The following is an 18,705-nucleotide window of genomic DNA, read 5'->3' on the forward strand; positions in this document are numbered from 1 at the left end:
TGTGCCGGATCACCAATATAAGGGACGTTTACCCTAAAAACACAGAGAGCTATTGTAGCGCCTTATAGTTGATTTTTTTTACCGGGGAAGTCCATTCATTTAAAAAAAGGTCGTCAATGGAAATGTAAACCGGTGGTCTTTGCCGCAGGATCACTGGAGAAAGGCGGCCATGCATGCTTTTATTTACGCATTTGAACACAAATTCCGAGCAATACATCCGGTCATCGGTATCGAAATTAAAAAACAGATCAAAGGGCAGCCCGTTTTTATAATGCTCCTGCACAGTGGTCATCAGCAGCTCCTGTTCTTTCCGGGCAAGCGCGTAGCGGTAAACGGCGATCCGGTCGGTTTCGCCCGGTTTGGAAAAACTGTCGAGCAGCTCCTTTTTTAAAGTCTGGCCGGGATTATAGCTGCCGCCGATGGCATGATATACCCATACCGTGTCATCGGCCACATCGATGATGCCGCAATGCGAGAACGAAGTGTCCCTCCGGTTGAATCTACGGGTGGCCTGGCTGGTAGCATCCGTTCCGTTCCGGAGGACCAGGTCTCCGGGATGTAAGAGCGGCTTCAGCCGGTTGAGCTCGTGTTGCACAGCGAGGGGGTAATAGGCCGGCGGAGCTGGTTTGGCCTGGCAGCCGGTAAGGAGCAGCAAAAGAAAAAGGCGGCCCCAAGGCCACCCTTTAAAGGTAAAATGGAATATTCTACCCCTGTTACTTTGTGTGCTCCCTGTTAAAGCGCTGTTCCTGCTCTTCATGTTCCTGATGATACGCTTTAATGATGGCCTTAACCAAGCGGTGCCGCACTACATCTTCTTCATCCAGTTCAATATGACTGATACCGGGAATGTTCCGCAGGATCCTTGACGCGGTTTGGAGACCGCTTTTCTGGTTACGGGGAAGATCCACCTGTGTCATGTCGCCTGTAATGATCGCCTTTGCATTGGCACCAATACGCGTTAAAAACATTTTTAACTGCAGGTCGGTAGCGTTCTGTGCTTCATCCAGGATAATAAAGGCATTGTCCAGCGTACGGCCGCGCATATACGCGAGCGGAGCAATCTCGATTGTCCGGGTGGTCATATAATAGCCCAGTTTATCAGCCGGGATCATATCATCCAGGGCATCGTAAAGCGGTCTTAAATACGGGTCGATCTTTTCTTTCAGGTCTCCCGGTAAAAAGCCCAGGCTTTCACCCGCTTCCACCGCGGGCCTTGTAAGAATGATCTTTTTTACCTGTTTATTCTTTAGAGCTCTTACGGCAAGGGCAACAGCGGTATAGGTTTTACCCGTACCGGCAGGCCCGATGGCAAAAAGGATATCGTTCTTTTCCGCTTCCTGTACGAGCTTTTTCTGGTTGGCGGTACGCGCGCGAACCGATTTTCCGTTAGGACCAAATACCAATACTTCGTTGGGGTTGCGCTCCTGGAAATGATCGATCGTTTCAATATCATCACCGCCCAGGATCTGGTCAAAATAGTTTTCGCTCAAATGACCATTGCGTTCGATATAGGATACGATCAGGTTGATCTTTTCTTTTGCTTCTGCAATCTGTTCAGGGGCGCCGCTTAATTTTATTTGTGTACCGCGGGAAAGTATTTTAAGTAGCGGGAATTTTTTCTTCAGGATATCCAGTTTTCCGTTGTTAACCCCAAAAAAATCGATGGGGTTCACTGTTTCCAGGTTAATAATTGCTTCTGTCAATGTTTTCCTTGTTTTTAGTTAAAAATCCTTCTTCTCAAATTTATACAACACTCCGTAAAGTACTGAATTTATTTTATGCACAGGGTGTGTATTTTGTTAAAAAGTTTTAGAGCATGAGATTTGTGACGCGAGAATTCAGATTCGAGAAATGAGATGCGGTAAACCTGGGCAACGGATATGGGATTAAATCTTGTTCTGTTTGTCTTTCCCGTTACTGACCTCCGAATCTGAATTCTCGGATCTCGATTCTCAATCCGAATAAATAATGTTATTTTGCCCCCAAAGTTTTTTATATGGCAATTATCGCGCCTTCATTATTAGCAGCAGATTTTCTCCACTTGCAACGGGAGGTTGAAATGGTCAATAAGAGCGAGGCAGATTGGCTGCACCTGGATGTAATGGACGGGATGTTTGTTCCCAACATCAGCTTCGGGCCAATGATCATTGAGTTTGTAAAAAAAGTAACCACAAAGATCTGTGATGTGCACCTGATGATTGAAGAGCCCTCACGGTATTTTGAGCAGTTTAAAAAAGCAGGTGCAGATCATATCAGCATTCATATTGAAACCTGTCCGCGGCTGCACCAGGACATCAGGCAATTAAAGGCAATGGGTTTAAAAGCCGGTGTGGCCATTAACCCTCATAACCCCGCCAGCCTGTTGAGTGATATTATTGCTGATGTGGATATAGTTTTGGTGATGAGCGTGAACCCGGGTTTTGGAGGGCAAAAATTTATCCCCAATACACTGAACAAAATAAGGGAAATTAAAAAATTGATTGTAGAAAAAGGTTCTCATGCGGTGATCAACATCGATGGGGGCGTAACCCTTGAAAATGCTGCGGAAATTGTTGCAGCAGGCGCCGATGCCCTGGTGGCCGGGAGTACCGTATTCAATGCGGCAGATCCTGTTGAAGCCATCCGGTTGCTGAAGCAGGCATAGATGTCCTTCTTTATTGAGCGCAGCAATTGGCACAGGGAGAAAGTGGGGTAACCCCAACGGTGGCTCCGGAAAATACCTGCAAGCTTTTATTCTTTGTGCGTAGAGGCGTTCCATAAATACAACAGAATACACCGGGGTGGATTTCCTTATAATGTATTGCGCGGTAGTCGTTACCTTTGTGACCTATTTATTATTACTTATTAAAAACAATGCTTATGTTAAAACGGTTTTTTCTCTTATTTTTTGTAGCGGGTTCCTGTAGTGCGGCTTTTGCACAGGTTCAGTTTGGTGTGCGCGCCGGTGTAAACTTTTCAAATGCGGTTGTTAAAGATGCTGACGACAACAAAATGCCGACCAACCTGTTGACGGGGTTTCATGTGGGCGTAACCGCCGACCTGCCGGTGGGGGATGCGTTTTCTATAAGCCCGGGTCTGTTGTTCAATACCAAGGGCTATCAATACAAGGAGTCGGTTAGCGGCGTTGCTGTAACGCTGAACCAGCATCCTTATTACCTTGAATTGCCCATCAATTTTATGTATAAGCCGGAGCTGGGCAACGGCCGCCTTTTATTGGGCGTTGGCCCTTACCTGGCCTATGGCATCAGCGGAAGATGGAAGGCTAAAGGAACTTCGAGCGGTACAACGATCAGCAAAACCGGTGATATGGAATTTAAGAGCGATGTTTCATCCACCGACAGCAGCTACCTTGATTTTAATAACCTTAAAACCATCCCTTATGCAAAGCCCTTCGATGTAGGAGGTGCACTGCTGATCGGCTATGAGTTTTCCAATAAGTTTTCCATCCAGTTGAATGGCCAGATGGGACTCATGAACATTGCCTACAAGATGGATGGAATCGATACCGGCGAACGGCTTAAGAATATGCAATTCGGACTTTCTGTGGGGTATAAATTCTAAGCAAAAAATAACGCACGAGTCATCTTGATTTTTTAAGATTGGCGCACTTATAAAAAAGGCCCCGGATCATTGATCCGGGGCCTTTAAGTATATACTGCAGCCGGATTTTACCAGCCTGGATTCTGATGTCCCTGAAGCGCAGGATTTACATCAATGTCTTCCTGCGGAATCGGGAAATAATAGTCCCTGCCTTCGTTAAAGACGCGTACATCTCCAACAGTGATATGGTTGGGGCTCGAAAAGGTAATGGCACCGGTAGTCATATTCACTTTGCCGGGCCGTACGCCATAGACCGGGCCGTTCATCACCTGTCCGCCGATCTTCCAGCGCTTGATATCATACCACCGCAACCCTTCAAAAGCAAGTTCTACTCTCCGTTCGTTACGCACTCTTTGCCGCAGGCTCTGTTGGCTTAAATCTGTTACGGGCGGCATATTTACTCTTGCCCGCACTTCATTGATGGCGGCAGCCGCCTGATCCAGGTTGGTGCCCTGCTCAATCAATGCTTCTGCATAAGTTAATAACACCTCGGCATACCGGAATACGATAAAGTTCAATCCCTGGGCTTCCTCCGGTGAATTATTGGTAAGATAGTCCGTGGGGGCACAATACTTGCGCAGGCAATACCCGGTTCTGGAACGGTTACCTTTTGAAGAGTTGTAGTATTCATCAGGCCCTACAGGTTCCAGGCTATTGAAGATACGGTCATTCCAGGTTTGGCCGGGATAGATGATCGATGCGTAAAATCTTGGGTCACGGTTGGTATACGGAGCGTCTGCATTATAGGAAGGATCATTGGTGATGGCCCGTCCGTTCTTTGTTTCATATGCATCAACGATGCTTTGCGTGGGGTTTACCGAGTTCCATCCACCCTCGGCTACGGTATACAGCGCGTCGATCCAGGAGCCCCAGGTGGGCGGGTTGTAAACCACTTCGAGGATCACCTCTTTGTTTCGTAACGGGTCGTCCTGGTTCTTTTCCCAGAACAGGCCTTCATAGTTATTATACAGGTCGTATTGTTTGAGATCGATAATGGCCTTGGCATCTTTTGCTGCATTGGCGTAATCTTTTACAAAAAGTTCTACCCGGGCTTTTAGAGCAAGCGCAGCACCCTTTGTAACCCTGCCGTTTTCGGCTGCACTACGGGTAAGAGGAAGCACATCTGCCACCTGGCCCAGCTCTGTAAGTACGAAGTTGGTGATTTCGGCCTCTGTGTTGCGGGAAAGGGTATTTTCTTCACCATATTGCAGCACTTTGGTTACTAACGGCACTCCGCCAAAGCACATCATTTTGCGGGCATAATCAAACGCCCGTAAAAAGCGCACTTCCGCTTTCATGATGTCTTTTTTGGTTTGGTCCATCTGGATCTTATCAATGTTGTCCAGGAAAACATTGGCTGACCGGATTCCGGTATAAGGAAAATACGTCCTGTACAGGTCGGCATATTTTCCGGTTAAAGATGGCGTTGCCGTTCCCAACGCAATAAAGTAAGGCAACTGGTTGGTAAACGGATTATAAGCGTTATCGGAAATGTCATCCATAATGATCGCATTACCGTCTTCAAAGAAGCCACTCATTTTTGTGTATTGATAAATGGCAGCCAGATTTTTAAAAGCAGCCTGCTCCGAGGTAAAATAGGTATCGGAGGAATAAGCATCAACGGGTGCCTTGTCCATCTTTATGCAAGAGGCCATCAAAAGCATGATGCATACAGGTAATAATTTATTTTTCATTTTCTTCAATTAAATCGGTGATTAAAAGGTAACATCAACTCCGAACGTAAAAATTTTAACCTGCGGATAACCGGCTGTAGCGCTGCCAACTTCCGGATCAATGCCCAGTGCTTTGGGTAGCTTAGACCAGGTGAACAGGTTTTGTCCGGAAACGTAGAGCCGGGCATTGCTCATACCGATCCTCGATAAAGCGGATGTAGGAATATTATAATACGCACGCAGGTTTTTTAAACGGAGATAGGATGCATTAAATAAAAACACATTGGAGGAATAATTGGAGTTGATGGTGTTGCTTACAGATACACGAGGAAGACGGGTGTTGTAGTTGTTTTCATCCGTCAAGGGATTATAAGAGTTGTCGATGGTCCATTGTGTAATGCTGTAACCGCTGTTAAACCCATAACCAACACTGGCTCCAAGATATTTATAAGCACCGGCTGCTCCCTGCAGCATGCCTCCGATACCGAAATTTTTATAGTTAAAATCAAAGTTCAATCCATAAAGCCATTTGGGTGCACTGGATTTATTCAGCATTTCACGGTCAGATGGATTGATGATCCCGTCATTTGTAAGATCTACAATTTTCTGATCTCCATATTTCTGCCCGTTTAGAAGCGTATAATTAGGATCCAGGAACTCAGATTTTGTTACCAGCCCGTTGCTCCGGTAGATATAATAAGCATTCAGCGGATAACCAACAGTATTTTTGGTAACACCGGACGCTGCAAGGTTAATACCTCCAAGATCCAGTATTTTGCTGGTCATATAAGTAAGGTTTCCATTGGCGTGAAATCCAAAGCCGCTTGGAATCGCTTTGTTAAATCCGGCCTCAAATTCAAAACCGTAGTTCCGCATTTTACCGATATTGGCAATATAGTCCTTACCGCCATGAACTGCTGATACCTTTTTGGTCATAAGCATCCCGTCTGTTACCTTATTAAAATGACCCAAGCTGAAAGTGATCATATTGTTCCACAGTCCACCTTCCACCGCCACATCCAGCACCTTTGTGCGCTCCCAGGTAAAGCCGGAGTTTTGATCCTGGATAACGGCCATGGGGATGATCAGCTGGTTCCCGAATACATAGTAAAGTTGTCCCCAGTAAGAATTTGTAGGCGGACCAAAAATGGATTGATAGGAATAGTAAAGCTGGTTGATATTTGCCTGTGTAATATCTGAATTATCGCCAGGGAGGTTCTGATTTCCCAGTACTCCGTAACTGGCTCTTAATTTCAGTTCAGAAAGCGTTGGTTTTAAACGCTGCATAAACGACTCTTCAGATATTCTCCAGCCTGCAGATGCAGACGGGAAAAAATCCCAGTTATTTCCTGGCGACAACCGGGAGGAACCGTCTTCCCGGAAATTAAGTTCCAGCAGGTATTTGCGATCGTAATCGTAATTGACCCGGCCAAACAGACCCATAATGCCCCAATCGTAATCAATACTGCTATTGTTAATGCCATCAACAGATCCTAACTGCAAACTGCCCGACGAGTTATTGATATAATCTAACCGGGAGCCGCTCAGGTATTTAAATGTATGGTATTCCTGTTGACCTCCGAGGATCGCGCTCAGGTTGTGCGCGCCAAAGCTGGTTTTATAACTCAGGTCTAGTTGTTGCAGGTAATGGACGTCTTTAGAGCTCGATTTTTGAGAAGAGTTGGGGCTGGTGGGCGGGCCGGTATACCATACCAATGTATTTTTAAAGGCATCCTGTGTGTTGTCCGTATAATTGATACCATTGGTGAATTTAAGGCTTAGCCCCTTTACTATTTCATAGGCCAGGTTTACATTAGCCGTAAAATTATACCCTGCTGTGTTTACCAGTCCTCCTTCATAAGCCTGCCGAACAGGGTTACGCGTATCATTTGTAGCTGTAATATTCCAATCACCGTTTGCATTCTTTATAGAATCTACGGGCCGTTGCCGGTTAATAGCGCTGATAATTGATGAAAGCCCGCCTACTACGATAGATGTAGGTTCCTTACTCCGGGTATGACCGAGCGACAGCGCAGATCCCAGGGTGAAGCGTTTCCATTTGATCTCGGTATTATTCCTGAAAGAATAGCGTTTGTATTGGGTATTGATCACATTCCCATTTTGCTGCAGGTAACTGAAAGCGGCATTGTTTTTAATTGAAAGGTCTTCTTTACTTACACCACCGGAAATATTAATGGTATGCGAATGGGTAAAACCATTCTGATCAAACAAGGCGCCTCTCCAGTCGGTACTGGGCACAGCGCCCGATTGCCAGCCGTCCAACTGTGCCTGGGTAAACACTTTTTTTGATGCATCAAAATCCGGCTTCGCCCTCGTAATGGCGTCATACATGATAGCGGTGTTATAAGCATTTGCGTACCCGTAGGCGCTGGCTTCTTCAAATAGCTCTGTTGGTTTTTGAAATCCTACATAACCGGAGTAGGAGACAGAGGCTTTTCCAATTTTACCCTGCTTGGTTACAATAAGTATTACACCATTTGCCGCACGAGCTCCATATAGGGAAGAAGCAGATGCATCTTTTAATACGGATATGGTTTCTACATCATTCGGGTTTACCATGTTCAGCGAACCCGGGATACCATCAATAATAACCAGGGGACTTGTACCGCTCATTAACGTACCTACACCCCGTATATTGATGGAGGGATTGGCGCCGGGCTGCCCGCTGGGCACCGTAACACTTAAACCGGCTGCCTGTCCTTGAAGTGCGTTGGCCAGGTTGTTCACCGGGCGGTTTTGAATGGTTTTGGTATCTACCTGCGAAATAGAAGAGGTGATGGTTTTCCGCTGTTGATTACCAAAGGCAACAGCAACAACCTCCGATAGCATGGTTGCATCATCTTCAAGAACAATCTCCAGGAATTTGTTGTCGGTTACGGTAACTTCCTGCGTTTTCTTTCCAACAAAGGACACTTCTAATACTACATTTTGCTGACTGCTCTTCAGCTCAAATGCTCCTTCACTATTCGTAACGGTGCCTTCATTGGTGCCTTTCACCTGTACAGAAGCTCCGGCGATGGGCGCTCCTGTTTTATCGGTTACTTTGCCCCTGATGGATTGCTGTACCTGGAAATAGGGGAGTGAGGAAATCATCACTGATGCGTGTGTATGAACCCCTGTTATAAGGAAAAAACACAAAGCAATTATCTGAAAATGTGCTTTGCCGGGCGGGTGCGTGCTTTTTTTAAAAGCTGCAATAAGGTTGTTGCTCATTTGTATAATTTTTAATTAAGTATGGCATTGCTGTGTGAAAACACAGCTAAAGGCGGGCAAGGTATAAAAAATAAAATGTTAAAGTGGCTGTAATCTTGTGCAATCGGTTGCTCGTGGAACGTGAATAAAATCTGATAAAAAACGCTTTTTTAAAAGCAGTTGTAAATCAAAATTTTATAAATATGCGCAATTTTTGCGCATAACGATGAGTGGCGCTATATCGTGATATCGGGTTAGGAAACATCGGAGCCAAAAAAAAGCATGCCGGCAAAGACATGCTTTTCTTATAATATATGAACCAGGCTTAAACGCCGATCGCAATTTTTAATACATCTTCCATCCGGCTTACATAATGAAATTTTAATCCTTTTATAAAGCCGGGCTCTACTTCTTCCACGTCTTTCTGGTTTTGCAAACAAAGCATGATCTCTTTAAGACCGGCGCGTTTGGCCGCCAGTATCTTTTCCTTGATGCCGCCCACCGGTAATACCTGGCCGCGCAGGGTAATTTCGCCGGTCATCGCCAGGTAGGGTTTTACCTTTTTACCGGTTAGTGCGGATGCAATTGAGCTCATCATGGTTACACCTGCACTGGGGCCATCTTTGGGCGTAGCACCCTCCGGTACGTGTATATGGATATTTTTCTTTTGAAACAGCGTGGTATCGATATGATATTTTTCTGCATTTGATTTGAGATAGGTAAGGGCTGTGGTGGCACTTTCCTTCATCACATTTCCCAGGTTGCCGGTAAGGTGTAATTCGCCCTTGCCATCACTGAGGCTGGATTCGATAAATAATATATCCCCACCCACATAGGTCCAGGCAAGTCCTACCGCCACACCGGGAAGGTTTACCGTTTTATACAGATCATTGCTGTACCGGGGCCGGCCCAGGATCTCCTGCACGTTTTCTGTACTCAGGGGTGATTTTAAGGCCTGGCCCATAGCTACTTTTTTGGCCTGGTTGCGCATGATGCTTGCCAGTACGCGGTCCAGCTCCCGTACGCCGCTTTCCCGGGTGTAATCGGCAATCAGCTGCGCCAGCACCTTATCGGAAAAACGGATATTATTTTTGGCCAGCCCGTGCAACTCTTTTTGTTTGGGAATTAAATGGCGTTTGGCGATCTCGATCTTTTCTTCGATGGCATAACCGCTAAGATCGATGATCTCCAGGCGGTCGCGCAGGGCCGGCTGAATGGTTTGTATATTGTTGGCGGTGGCAATAAACAATACTTTACTCAGGTCGTACTCCAGCTCCAGGTAGTTGTCGTAAAAGCTGTTGTTCTGCTCCGGATCCAGTACTTCCAGCAACGCACTGCTGGGGTCTCCCCTGAAGTCATTGCCCACTTTATCAATTTCATCCAGCACAATTACGGGGTTACTGCTTCTTACCTTGCGGAGCGACTGAAGAATACGACCGGGCATGGCGCCGATATAGGTTTTCCGGTGCCCGCGGATCTCGCTTTCGTCGTGTAATCCGCCCAGGCTTAAACGTACATATTTACGGCCCAGGGCGCTGGCAATACTTTTTCCAAGCGATGTTTTCCCGATACCCGGAGGGCCCAGGAAGCAAAGGATGGGGCTTTTCATATCGCCCTTTAACTTGAGCACCGCCAGGTATTCCAGGATCCGCTCCTTTATTTTGGCCATACCATAATGATCATGATCCAGCGTTTTTTTGGCGTTGCCCAGATCATAAAAATCTTCTGTGTATTCCTCCCAGGGCAGGTCCAGCATCAGGTCTACATGATTATACACCACCGAGTAATCCGGTGTGCTGGGGTGCATCCGTTCCAGTTTTTCGATGCCTTTTTTAAAGGCTTCCTTTGCAGTTTCCGGCCATTTTTTGCTCTCGGCCTTTTTCTGCATTTCCTTTATTTCCTGGCTGTTGGTATCGCCGCCCAGTTCCTCTTTAATGCTTTTGAGCTGCTGCTGTAAAAAATATTCCCGCTGCTGTTTATCCAGCTCGGTGCGGGTTTTATTGGTTACCTTATTCTTTAGCTCCACAAATTGCAGCTCTTTTTGAAGCAACTGCATCAGGCTGCCCGCGCGTTCCCGGATATCGTTCATTTCCAGCAGCTGCTGTTTTTCCTCAACCGATGTATTCAGGTTGCTGCTTACAAAATGAATAAGGAAAGAAGGTTTCTCAATATTCTTCAGGATAATGGATGCTTCGGATGGAATATTGGGCGATTGCTGAATGATGTTGGTGGCCAGGTCCTTTATATTGGCAATATGGGCCTCAAAATCTGCATCGGTCGGCGTTTCCGGATCCTGGATCCTTTTAATGAGCGCTTTGAAATAGGGATCGTTGCTGTTTACCTTTTCAATGGAAAACTTATTCCGTCCCTGTATGATCACGGTAGTGCCGCCGTCGGGCATTTTGATCAGTTTAATGATCTTGGCAATCGTACCAATCCGCTCCAGGTCCTCCGCCTCCGGATTTTCCTGGTTGCTGTCCTTCTGCGCTACCACACCAATAAATTTATTGCCCTTGTAGGCATCGTTTACGGCCAGGATGCTCTTGTCTCGGCCCACAGTGATGGGCAGTACAACTCCTGGGAATAAAACAGTATTTCTTAACGGAAGGATTGCAATTTCATCGGGTACTTCATCCAGATTCTCATCCCCTTCATTTTCATTGAGCGGAATGATGGGTAAAAAATCCATCTCATCTTCCGGTCTAAATTGAATATCAAACTTCATAATCTTTTTTAACAGGACAAACTGGCATGGCCTGTTGGGCACGCCGGTTTTTTTTATTGAACATTTAGCGGGTCAATTGTAATGCCACAAACAAAAATGCGGAAAGATTGGCGGTTTTAAAAGTAAAAAATGCCCCAATATTGATGCCGGGGTGTATTTGATCCAATTCCGGCATATGCGCAAAACAGCGCAACCGGGATCTGATCCCGAAAAGAGTTCCTGTAAATATATTGATAACGAACTATTTGAAAAATAAGAGGCTCCGGGTATAGCGGCCGTTATAAGGCAAACCCTACAGCCACCTGCAATGCCTGGTTCTTCCATTTCTCCTGGTTGGGCAGATCGCTGACGTTGCTCAATCCCACCACGTACCGGCCGGATATCCGGAAGGCGCTAAACTTCAGCTGCACACCGCCTACCATTGAAAAATCTCCTTTTTTAAACGCCTGCTCACCGTTTTGCAGCAGGGTTTTGTTGGAGCTGGTTAAAACACTGAACTGCGGACCTGCTTCAATATGCAAAGGACCGGCCAGTTGCAGGTTCAACAGGATGGGAATGGAAAGATAATTCAGTTTTGCTTTTGTCTGGTCTTTATTAAACCCGGGCAATACATTGTTGAAGCTGGTATCCCGCGTGCTGGAAGTCTGGGAATAGATCAGTTCCGGGTTTACACTCAGTTTTTTCCCTACGCCAATCTCTGCAAAAAAGCCAACCAGGTAATTATAGTCGAATTCTTCCTTAAAACTCTTACCGTCGATCTTGGTAGCGTTTAACCCCGCCTTGGCTCCGATATGGAATTGTGCATGGAGGGTTACTGTAAAAAAAGTGCTGAGGATGAGAACGGCAGTAGTTTTTATTGTGCGTATCATAAAATGAGGGTTGTTTAAGCCATAAAATTAGATAAAAAATGGCAATGGTTCGCCAAAAAAGGATTGAATATTAATGAAATTCGAAAACAGTGATCTCCGGAAGAATACCCACCCTTCCGGGGTAACCGATAAATCCGAAGCCCCGGTTCACATAAAGTTTCTGGTTGCCTTTTTCATAAAGACCCGCCCATTGTTTGTATACATATTGCACCGGGCTCCAGCGAAACCAGGGCAGCTCCACGCCAAACTGCATGCCATGGGTGTGCCCGCTCAGCATCAGGTCGATGCCGGGGTACTTTTTATTGACCTCGGCATCCCAGTGCGAAGGATCGTGGCTCAATAAGATCTTAAAGGGGTAGTGATCACTTCCTTCGGCGGCTTTAGCCATATTACCGTAGCTGTGGAAACGGGCTTTACCGCTGATGTTCTGCACGCCGATCAACCCGATCTGCGAGCCGTTACGCTCCAGCGGCAGGTGCTCATCCAGCAACAGCCGCCAGCCCATTTTTCCATGAACCGATTTCAGGCGTTCCAGGTTGGCGTCTTTCTCCGCGGCATCTTTCCATTGGTGATAATCGCCGTAATCATGGTTTCCCAATGTAGAAAATACGCCCATGGGCGCTTTCAGGCGGGAAAATACTTCCATATAGTGCTCCATTTCGGAAGCAATATTGTTAACCAGGTCTCCGGTAAACACGATCAGGTCCGGCTTTTCATTCAGGATCATATCAATTCCCCTGTTTACGGCAGCCTTGTTGCTGAAGCTGCCGCTGTGTATATCGGAGATCTGTATCATCCGGAAACCGCGGAAGCCTTCGGGCAAATGGGAGTAGGATAAGGGCACTTTTCGGATCCGGTAATTGTATTTGTTGCTGAGCCCGTAAACCAGGCTGGAAAAAATGGTACCGCCGGCTGCAATTCCCATCCAGGTAAGGAAATGCGAACGGGAGATCGTTTCCGCATCGGCCCCCGATACTTCGCCCACTTCATTATTGGTTGAAAAGAACTTGCCGCCTACCCACTGCGCCAGCCGCCGGATATCGTCCATAAGAAAAAAAACAGCTGCCAGGATCTTGCCCAGGAACAGGGCGAAAATGATGGTAAAAATGATACTCCTGCGAAACTGACCGGCTTCTGCTGCCGGCAGGTAGGGAAGTACCAGCAGGGCTCCCAGCGAAAGAACGGTAATCCCCCAGTAGCTTACCGTAAAGATGGTGCGGTTCCGGGGCGTGGAATAGGCAAAAAGCGAGGACCGGATGGCTATGAAAATGTAAAGATCAATGAGCAGCATCACCAGTAACATAACCCACCAGAATGAGGCATTCCGCATAAAAGAAAGATTTAATCTGTCAAAACTATATAAATTTTGAGAATCGGGATTTGAGATTTGTGTATCCGGTAATGGGATCGGATTGAATACCTCGGAAACAGATCCCTTTGCTGCTTGTCTTTTATCAGTAGTTTTTAATGGCTCCTATAAGATTTTGAGCGGTGTTTTTATCCGTAGCGGATCCATGGACATCTCGTATTAACGTTGAGCTGGCAACCCGGCGCTGAGTGCCGATAGCCGTTGATTGATAACAAATTCCGGCAGATCAGGAACCTGATCTCAAATCTCCCCCGAAGCTTCGGAGCTCAGATCTCAATACTGACAGCTTTTCGGTTTTTATCAATTTAAGACTGCCAAATACTTTACATTTGCGTAATTGAAAATTTTTAGCATTTTTTGCACCAGTTCAGAGAGAATTAAGAAATATGGCAAAAATTATCGGAGTAGCAAATCAGAAAGGTGGAGTTGGTAAAACAACAACGGCCATTAACCTGGCGGCAAGTTTTGCCGTTCTGGAATATAAGACCTTGTTGGTGGATGCGGACCCGCAGGCAAACAGTACCACGGGAGTGGGCTTTGATCTGCAGAATGTCACACATAGCCTGTACGATTGTATGGCCAACCAGGCACCTGCCCGGGAGGTGATCCTGAAAAGCGATATTCCCAATCTCGATCTGATCCCTTCCCATATTGACCTGGTGGGGGCCGAAATCGAAATGATCAATTATCCCAGCCGGGAGATGGTATTGAAAAATATCCTGGAAGTGGTGCAGCAGGAGTATGATTTTATTGTAATCGACTGTTCGCCTTCACTTGGACTGATTACGGTAAACGCGCTTACGGCGGCGGACTCCGTGGTGGTGCCGGTGCAATGTGAGTTTTTTGCATTGGAAGGACTGGGAAAATTGCTGAACACCATAAAGATCGTTCAAAGCCGGCTGAATACGGAACTGGTGATCGAAGGTATCCTGATGACCATGTACGATTCGCGGCTGCGGCTTTGCAACCAGGTAGTAAGCGAAGTACGACGTCATTTTGACGATAAAGTGTTTGATACGATCATTCACCGGAATTCAAAACTGAGTGAAGCTCCCAGTTTTGGAAAGCCGGCGATCCTGTATGATGCCACGAGCAAGGGTGCCCTCAACTACCTGAATCTCGCAAAAGAGATCCTGCAGAAGAATGACATGACAAAAATTGCCAACGACGAGAAAATACTGGAATGATGCCCGGTCGACGTTCAATGTTTTAAGGTTCAACCTGTGGCTTTGAACCTTAAACCTTAAACTTTAAACAGAAAATGTCAACTACAAAACAAAATAAGGACGCACTTGGCAAGGGGATCCGTTCCCTGCTGGGGAGTATTGATGCAGAGCTGAAAAATACAGGTGGAGAGCAACTTAAAAAAACAGTGGTGGAAAACGCCACGAATATTTTAAGGATCCCTGTTGCTGATATCGAAGTGAACCCCAAGCAGCCGCGGCATGATTTTGATGAGCAGGCATTACGGGAATTATCGGAGTCCATAAAGATCCACGACATTATCCAGCCGCTAACGGTTTCAAAAACGGCCACCGGTAAGTACCGGCTGATTGCAGGCGAGCGCCGTCTGCGGGCTTCAAAAATGGCAGGGCTGGCAGATGTGCCGGCCTATATCCGCCAGGCAAACGATGCGCAGCTGCTGGAGCTGGCCCTGCTGGAAAACCTGCAGCGTGAAGACCTGAATGCGGTGGAAGTGGCCCTGAGTTATAAGCGCATGATGGATGAACTCGATTATTCGCAGGAACAGGTGGCTGAAAGAATGGGCAAGGACCGCAGTACCATTGCCAATTTTATCCGGTTGCTGAAACTGCCGCCTGATATTCAGCTGGCGGTACGCAGCGGTGAACTGTCGATGGGGCATGCCCGTGCCATCATCAATGTAGATACGGTAGAAAAGCAACTTTTCATCTTTAAGGAAATAAAAGAAAAAGGGCTTTCTGTACGTCAAACGGAGGTATTGGTACGCAACCTGTACAAGCAGGCGGGAGTGGCTAAAAAGCCGGTAAGCAGAAGCGGTCTGTCGTCTTCCTTTCAGCGGATCGAAGACAAACTGGCGTCTCAGTTTGATACCCGTGTAAAATTAAAGCACAGTACCAATGGCAGCGGACAAATCACTTTTGATTATTATTCAGTGGAAGAACTGAACAAGCTGCTGCACAACTTTAACGTATCCGTAGATTAATTAGTGCTTTATTTGCATCATGCAATTCCTGAACAAGATAATACTGCTGCTTTGCATCCTGGCAGGTACAACATTGCCCCTTTATGCACAAAATACCGATACCACGGGCATAAAGGACACGGTTCCTTTGAAGCCGGATTCAATAAAGGCTGAAACGATACTCAAGCCTGCAGGAAAGGCAAAAGATAAATATATCGACAGTGTGGCCCGTAAGGATCCACGCTACCGGAACCCCGGCACGGCCGCACTCCGGTCTGCCATATTGCCCGGCTGGGGCCAGGTATATAACCATAAAATATGGAAGGTGCCGATCGTATATGCGGCGCTGGGGATTACGGGCGGACTTTTTGTGGACAATTTAAAATGGTACAAACGGTTCCGGTATGCATTTACGGTGGCATCCAATATTGAGTTGGGAAAGGACAGTCTTACCGGGCCCAATTATCAAAAAGTATACGGTCAGTTAAAGCGGCCCTTCTTTGAAGGTCCCAACGGGCTGAATAAAGAAGGACTAAGAAGCAACCGGGACCAGATCCGGCAGGACGTGGATTATGCATTTGTATTCTTCCTGATCGCCTGGGGGTTGAACGTGGTAGATGCTACGGTGGATGCGCACTTAAGCACATTTGATGTATCACCCAAACTCAGCCTGCGGCTGCAGCCCGGTTTCAGTGAAATGGCCAATACCAGCGGACTCAGCCTGGTAATGCGGATCAAATAGGCGAAGTGCTGAACGCGAAATGCCGAAGATTGAAATCTCAAATCTCAAGCCTGGAATCTCAAATCTCAAATCTGAATCTCAAATCTCAAATCTTAAATGAATATTGCACTTATCGGATACGGAAAAATGGGAAAGACCATTGAAGCTATTGCTCTGGAAAGAGGGCATCAAGTGGTATTGAAAATTGATGTAAGTAATGCGCAGGAGCTAAATGCTGAAAACATCAGCAAGGCAGATGTGGCCATTGAATTTACGGGCCCGCACACGGCATTTGACAATCTTGTAAAACTGATCGGTTTCGGTGTCCCGGTAGTTAGCGGTTCTACCGGATGGCTGGAAAAAATGCCGCAATTACTGGAGGAAATCAACCGGAATAACGGCAGCTTCCTGTACGCCAGTAACTTCAGTATCGGGGTGAATTTGTTCTTCGAACTGAATAAAAAACTGGCAGGCCTGATGCACAAGCATGGTTCATATGCAGTGAGCCTGGAGGAAATACACCATACCGAAAAAAAGGATGCCCCCAGCGGCACGGCTATTACGCTTGCAGAGCAGGTGATGGATGTATATACTGAAAAAACAAAATGGGTGAATGATGTGCTGCCCCGGCCGGAGGAATTGCTGATCACGAGCAAACGTATCGACCCGGCTCCCGGAACACATACCATCACGTATGCTTCGGAGATCGATGATATTTCCATTACCCATACGGCGCATAACCGGAAGGGTTTTGCGTTGGGAGCGGTACTGGCGGCCGAATATATAAAGGATAAAAAAGGCGTCTTTTCTATGAAAGATGTGCTGGACCTCTGATAGGTTCTTCTTTACATGAAAATCGTGTTGCCCTCTGTGCTTACAGGGGGCAATTTTTATGAACATGCTCCGGTTTTAAAAGGGCGCTGCTGTTCCGGAAGCGCCGGATCGGGTATCGGGGGGGTGATGCGCTGGAAGACTGGAACGTTCCGAAAGTGACATGGGTTAATTTTTGTTTTGGATTTCCCGGAAATCCTTATTTTTAACCTTTAATGAACCTCGAAAATTAGTAATCTATTCGGCTAAATTTGTGAAGACCTGAAAATTTTATGTCATCGCTTAGCTGACGCGATGGGTTTATGAGGTTTCAACGATATTATTTCGTCACAGACAAAACCTTATGTATGGCGCAATTGACCGAACCTATGTTTAGCATTAACGGGACTCCGTTACTGCAGTTTACTTCGTTTTCCCTTCATCAGAGTATTTTTTCGCATCATCATTTTACGCTGGTATGTCCTGCGCAGTCGATTGACGGTCGAACGGGGATGTTTACGGCGTCCAAAGAGATGATTGGCGGCAGTTTTGGAGCCCGGATCAGTGGTGTGGGTCTTTCGGGGACGGTATTGTTCAATGGGATCATTACGGGAGTGGAAACGGCGCGTTTTACGGGGCATCACGGGGATGTGATCCTGACGGGTTACAGTCCTACGATCGTGCTGGACAGTGGTCCTCATTGCAAGAGCTGGGAGAAAAAAGCGTTGAAGAATATCGCGCAGGATGTGCTGAAGTTTTTCCCGGAGAACCTGCTGGAGCCGAAGGTGCAGCCGCTGTATGGAGAAACGTTGGCGTACACGGTACAGTATAAGGAAACGGCCTGGGAGTTTTTGCAGCGTTTGACCAGTACATATGGGGAGTGGTTGTTTTGGGATGGCCGGAGCCTGGTAGTGGGTCCGCCGCGAGATACGAAGAAGACGGAGCTGGTATATGGGCGTCACCTGTCTCGTTTTAATGTGGCGCTGCAGGCGCGGCCGGTACGCTCGCAGCTGCTGGCCTGGGATTACCAGAACAGCCAGGTGTACAGCAGCGAGCCACAGGGTGTGGAACAAAAGGCAGGTTTGAATGCCTGGGGAGAGCAGGTATACAAGGCGTCTCAAACGGTATATGGTACCCAGCCCAAACAATGGAATCCACGTTTTTTAACCAATAAGAAGCAGCAGGACGACCTGGTGAACCTGCGGAGTGCGGTGGAGAGCAGCAAGCTGGTGCAGTTTCATGGTCAGAGTGGTCATCCGGGCGTGTCGGTGGGTTCGGGGGTAACGGTAAGCGGGAGCAATGTGTTTACGCTGGGTACGGAGGGATATGGTGAGTACCTGGTAACGGGTGTGAACCATCATGTGGATGCGCGGGGCCATTACGAGAATGATTTTACGGCAGTTCCGTCGGGGATCAAGGTGGCACCGGTTACGGTACCCCGGGACCCGGTATGTGAAACACAGAGTGCGATTGTAACGGACAATAATGACTATAATGGTCTGGGTCGTGTTCGGGTGAAGTTTCACTGGATGAACGGCTCGGAGAAAACGCCGTGGATCCG

General features: G+C 46.9%; 14 protein-coding genes. 7 read left to right on the top strand and 7 right to left on the bottom strand.

The window, feature by feature from the left end; translation table 11 throughout:
* Window positions 1–49: 49 nt before the first annotated feature.
* Window positions 50–595 (bottom strand): YiiX/YebB-like N1pC/P60 family cysteine hydrolase, encoded by a 546-nt coding sequence (locus tag LQ567_RS21015; protein WP_231007728.1) that lies wholly within the window; start codon window positions 593–595, stop codon window positions 50–52.
* Between the two features lie 118 nt (window positions 596–713).
* A complete protein-coding gene (locus LQ567_RS21020; RefSeq protein WP_231007730.1) occupies window positions 714–1,703 on the bottom strand; it encodes a PhoH family protein in 990 nt (329 codons plus the stop codon).
* Between the two features lie 293 nt (window positions 1,704–1,996).
* On the opposite strand from LQ567_RS21020, the gene rpe reads away from it, so the two are divergent.
* Both rpe and LQ567_RS21030 read left to right on the top strand, forming a co-directional pair.
* A complete protein-coding gene (rpe, locus tag LQ567_RS21025) occupies window positions 1,997–2,644 on the top strand; it encodes a ribulose-phosphate 3-epimerase (protein ID WP_231007731.1) in 648 nt (215 codons plus the stop codon).
* Window positions 2,645–2,859: 215 nt separating this feature from the next.
* On the top strand, window positions 2,860–3,561 hold the full coding sequence (locus LQ567_RS21030) for a porin family protein (protein WP_231007733.1): 702 nt from the start codon (window positions 2,860–2,862) through the stop codon (window positions 3,559–3,561).
* 107 nt (window positions 3,562–3,668) lie between these two features.
* Here LQ567_RS21030 and LQ567_RS21035 read toward each other — a convergent pair whose 3' ends face one another.
* The 5 genes from LQ567_RS21035 to LQ567_RS21055 form a co-directional block, all read right to left on the bottom strand.
* Window positions 3,669–5,294, bottom strand: coding sequence for a RagB/SusD family nutrient uptake outer membrane protein (locus LQ567_RS21035; protein ID WP_231007734.1), 1,626 nt, complete (start codon window positions 5,292–5,294; stop codon window positions 3,669–3,671).
* 21 nt (window positions 5,295–5,315) lie between these two features.
* Window positions 5,316–8,387, bottom strand: a complete 3,072-nt coding sequence (locus LQ567_RS21040; RefSeq protein ID WP_231007745.1) for a SusC/RagA family TonB-linked outer membrane protein — start codon at window positions 8,385–8,387, stop codon at window positions 5,316–5,318.
* Between the two features lie 424 nt (window positions 8,388–8,811).
* Window positions 8,812–11,211, bottom strand: coding sequence for an endopeptidase La (gene lon / locus LQ567_RS21045; RefSeq protein ID WP_231007736.1), 2,400 nt, complete (start codon window positions 11,209–11,211; stop codon window positions 8,812–8,814).
* Between the two features lie 278 nt (window positions 11,212–11,489).
* Window positions 11,490–12,080 (bottom strand): porin family protein, encoded by a 591-nt coding sequence (locus tag LQ567_RS21050; protein ID WP_231007737.1) that lies wholly within the window; start codon window positions 12,078–12,080, stop codon window positions 11,490–11,492.
* A 70-nt stretch (window positions 12,081–12,150) separates the two neighbouring features.
* Window positions 12,151–13,410 (bottom strand): metallophosphoesterase, encoded by a 1,260-nt coding sequence (locus LQ567_RS21055; protein ID WP_231007738.1) that lies wholly within the window; start codon window positions 13,408–13,410, stop codon window positions 12,151–12,153.
* Window positions 13,411–13,835: 425 nt separating this feature from the next.
* On the opposite strand from LQ567_RS21055, the gene LQ567_RS21060 reads away from it, so the two are divergent.
* The 5 genes from LQ567_RS21060 to LQ567_RS21080 form a co-directional block, all read left to right on the top strand.
* Window positions 13,836–14,636: a ParA family protein gene (locus LQ567_RS21060; RefSeq protein WP_231007739.1), complete on the top strand. Its 801-nt coding sequence runs from the start codon at window positions 13,836–13,838 to the stop codon at window positions 14,634–14,636.
* A 74-nt stretch (window positions 14,637–14,710) separates the two neighbouring features.
* Window positions 14,711–15,634 carry a ParB/RepB/Spo0J family partition protein gene (locus tag LQ567_RS21065; protein ID WP_231007740.1) on the top strand — a complete coding sequence of 308 codons (924 nt, stop codon included), beginning with the start codon at window positions 14,711–14,713 and terminating at the stop codon, window positions 15,632–15,634.
* A 19-nt stretch (window positions 15,635–15,653) separates the two neighbouring features.
* Entirely contained in the window at window positions 15,654–16,355 is a 702-nt protein-coding gene (locus LQ567_RS21070; RefSeq protein ID WP_231007741.1) for a DUF5683 domain-containing protein, read from the top strand.
* A 96-nt stretch (window positions 16,356–16,451) separates the two neighbouring features.
* A complete protein-coding gene (gene dapB / locus LQ567_RS21075) occupies window positions 16,452–17,168 on the top strand; it encodes a 4-hydroxy-tetrahydrodipicolinate reductase (RefSeq protein WP_231007742.1) in 717 nt (238 codons plus the stop codon).
* Window positions 17,169–17,512: 344 nt separating this feature from the next.
* Window positions 17,513–18,705: contractile injection system protein, VgrG/Pvc8 family (locus LQ567_RS21080; RefSeq protein WP_231007743.1), on the top strand; the 1,193-nt coding region annotated here is incomplete at its 3' end.

The organism is Niabella pedocola, assembly GCF_021044425.1.
In the GTDB taxonomy this organism is placed as follows: domain Bacteria; phylum Bacteroidota; class Bacteroidia; order Chitinophagales; family Chitinophagaceae; genus Niabella; species Niabella pedocola.

Coding starts and splice junctions, on each gene's coding strand:
- rpe (WP_231007731.1), top strand. CDS start 1,997: ATGGCAATTATCGCGCCTTCATTATTAGCAGCAGATTTTCTCCACTTG.
- LQ567_RS21030 (WP_231007733.1), top strand. CDS start 2,860: ATGTTAAAACGGTTTTTTCTCTTATTTTTTGTAGCGGGTTCCTGTAGT.
- LQ567_RS21035 (WP_231007734.1), bottom strand. CDS start 5,294: ATGAAAAATAAATTATTACCTGTATGCATCATGCTTTTGATGGCCTCT.
- LQ567_RS21040 (WP_231007745.1), bottom strand. CDS start 8,387: ATGATTTCCTCACTCCCCTATTTCCAGGTACAGCAATCCATCAGGGGC.
- lon (WP_231007736.1), bottom strand. CDS start 11,211: ATGAAGTTTGATATTCAATTTAGACCGGAAGATGAGATGGATTTTTTA.
- LQ567_RS21050 (WP_231007737.1), bottom strand. CDS start 12,080: ATGATACGCACAATAAAAACTACTGCCGTTCTCATCCTCAGCACTTTT.
- LQ567_RS21055 (WP_231007738.1), bottom strand. CDS start 13,410: ATGCGGAATGCCTCATTCTGGTGGGTTATGTTACTGGTGATGCTGCTC.
- LQ567_RS21060 (WP_231007739.1), top strand. CDS start 13,836: ATGGCAAAAATTATCGGAGTAGCAAATCAGAAAGGTGGAGTTGGTAAA.
- LQ567_RS21065 (WP_231007740.1), top strand. CDS start 14,711: ATGTCAACTACAAAACAAAATAAGGACGCACTTGGCAAGGGGATCCGT.
- LQ567_RS21070 (WP_231007741.1), top strand. CDS start 15,654: ATGCAATTCCTGAACAAGATAATACTGCTGCTTTGCATCCTGGCAGGT.
- dapB (WP_231007742.1), top strand. CDS start 16,452: ATGAATATTGCACTTATCGGATACGGAAAAATGGGAAAGACCATTGAA.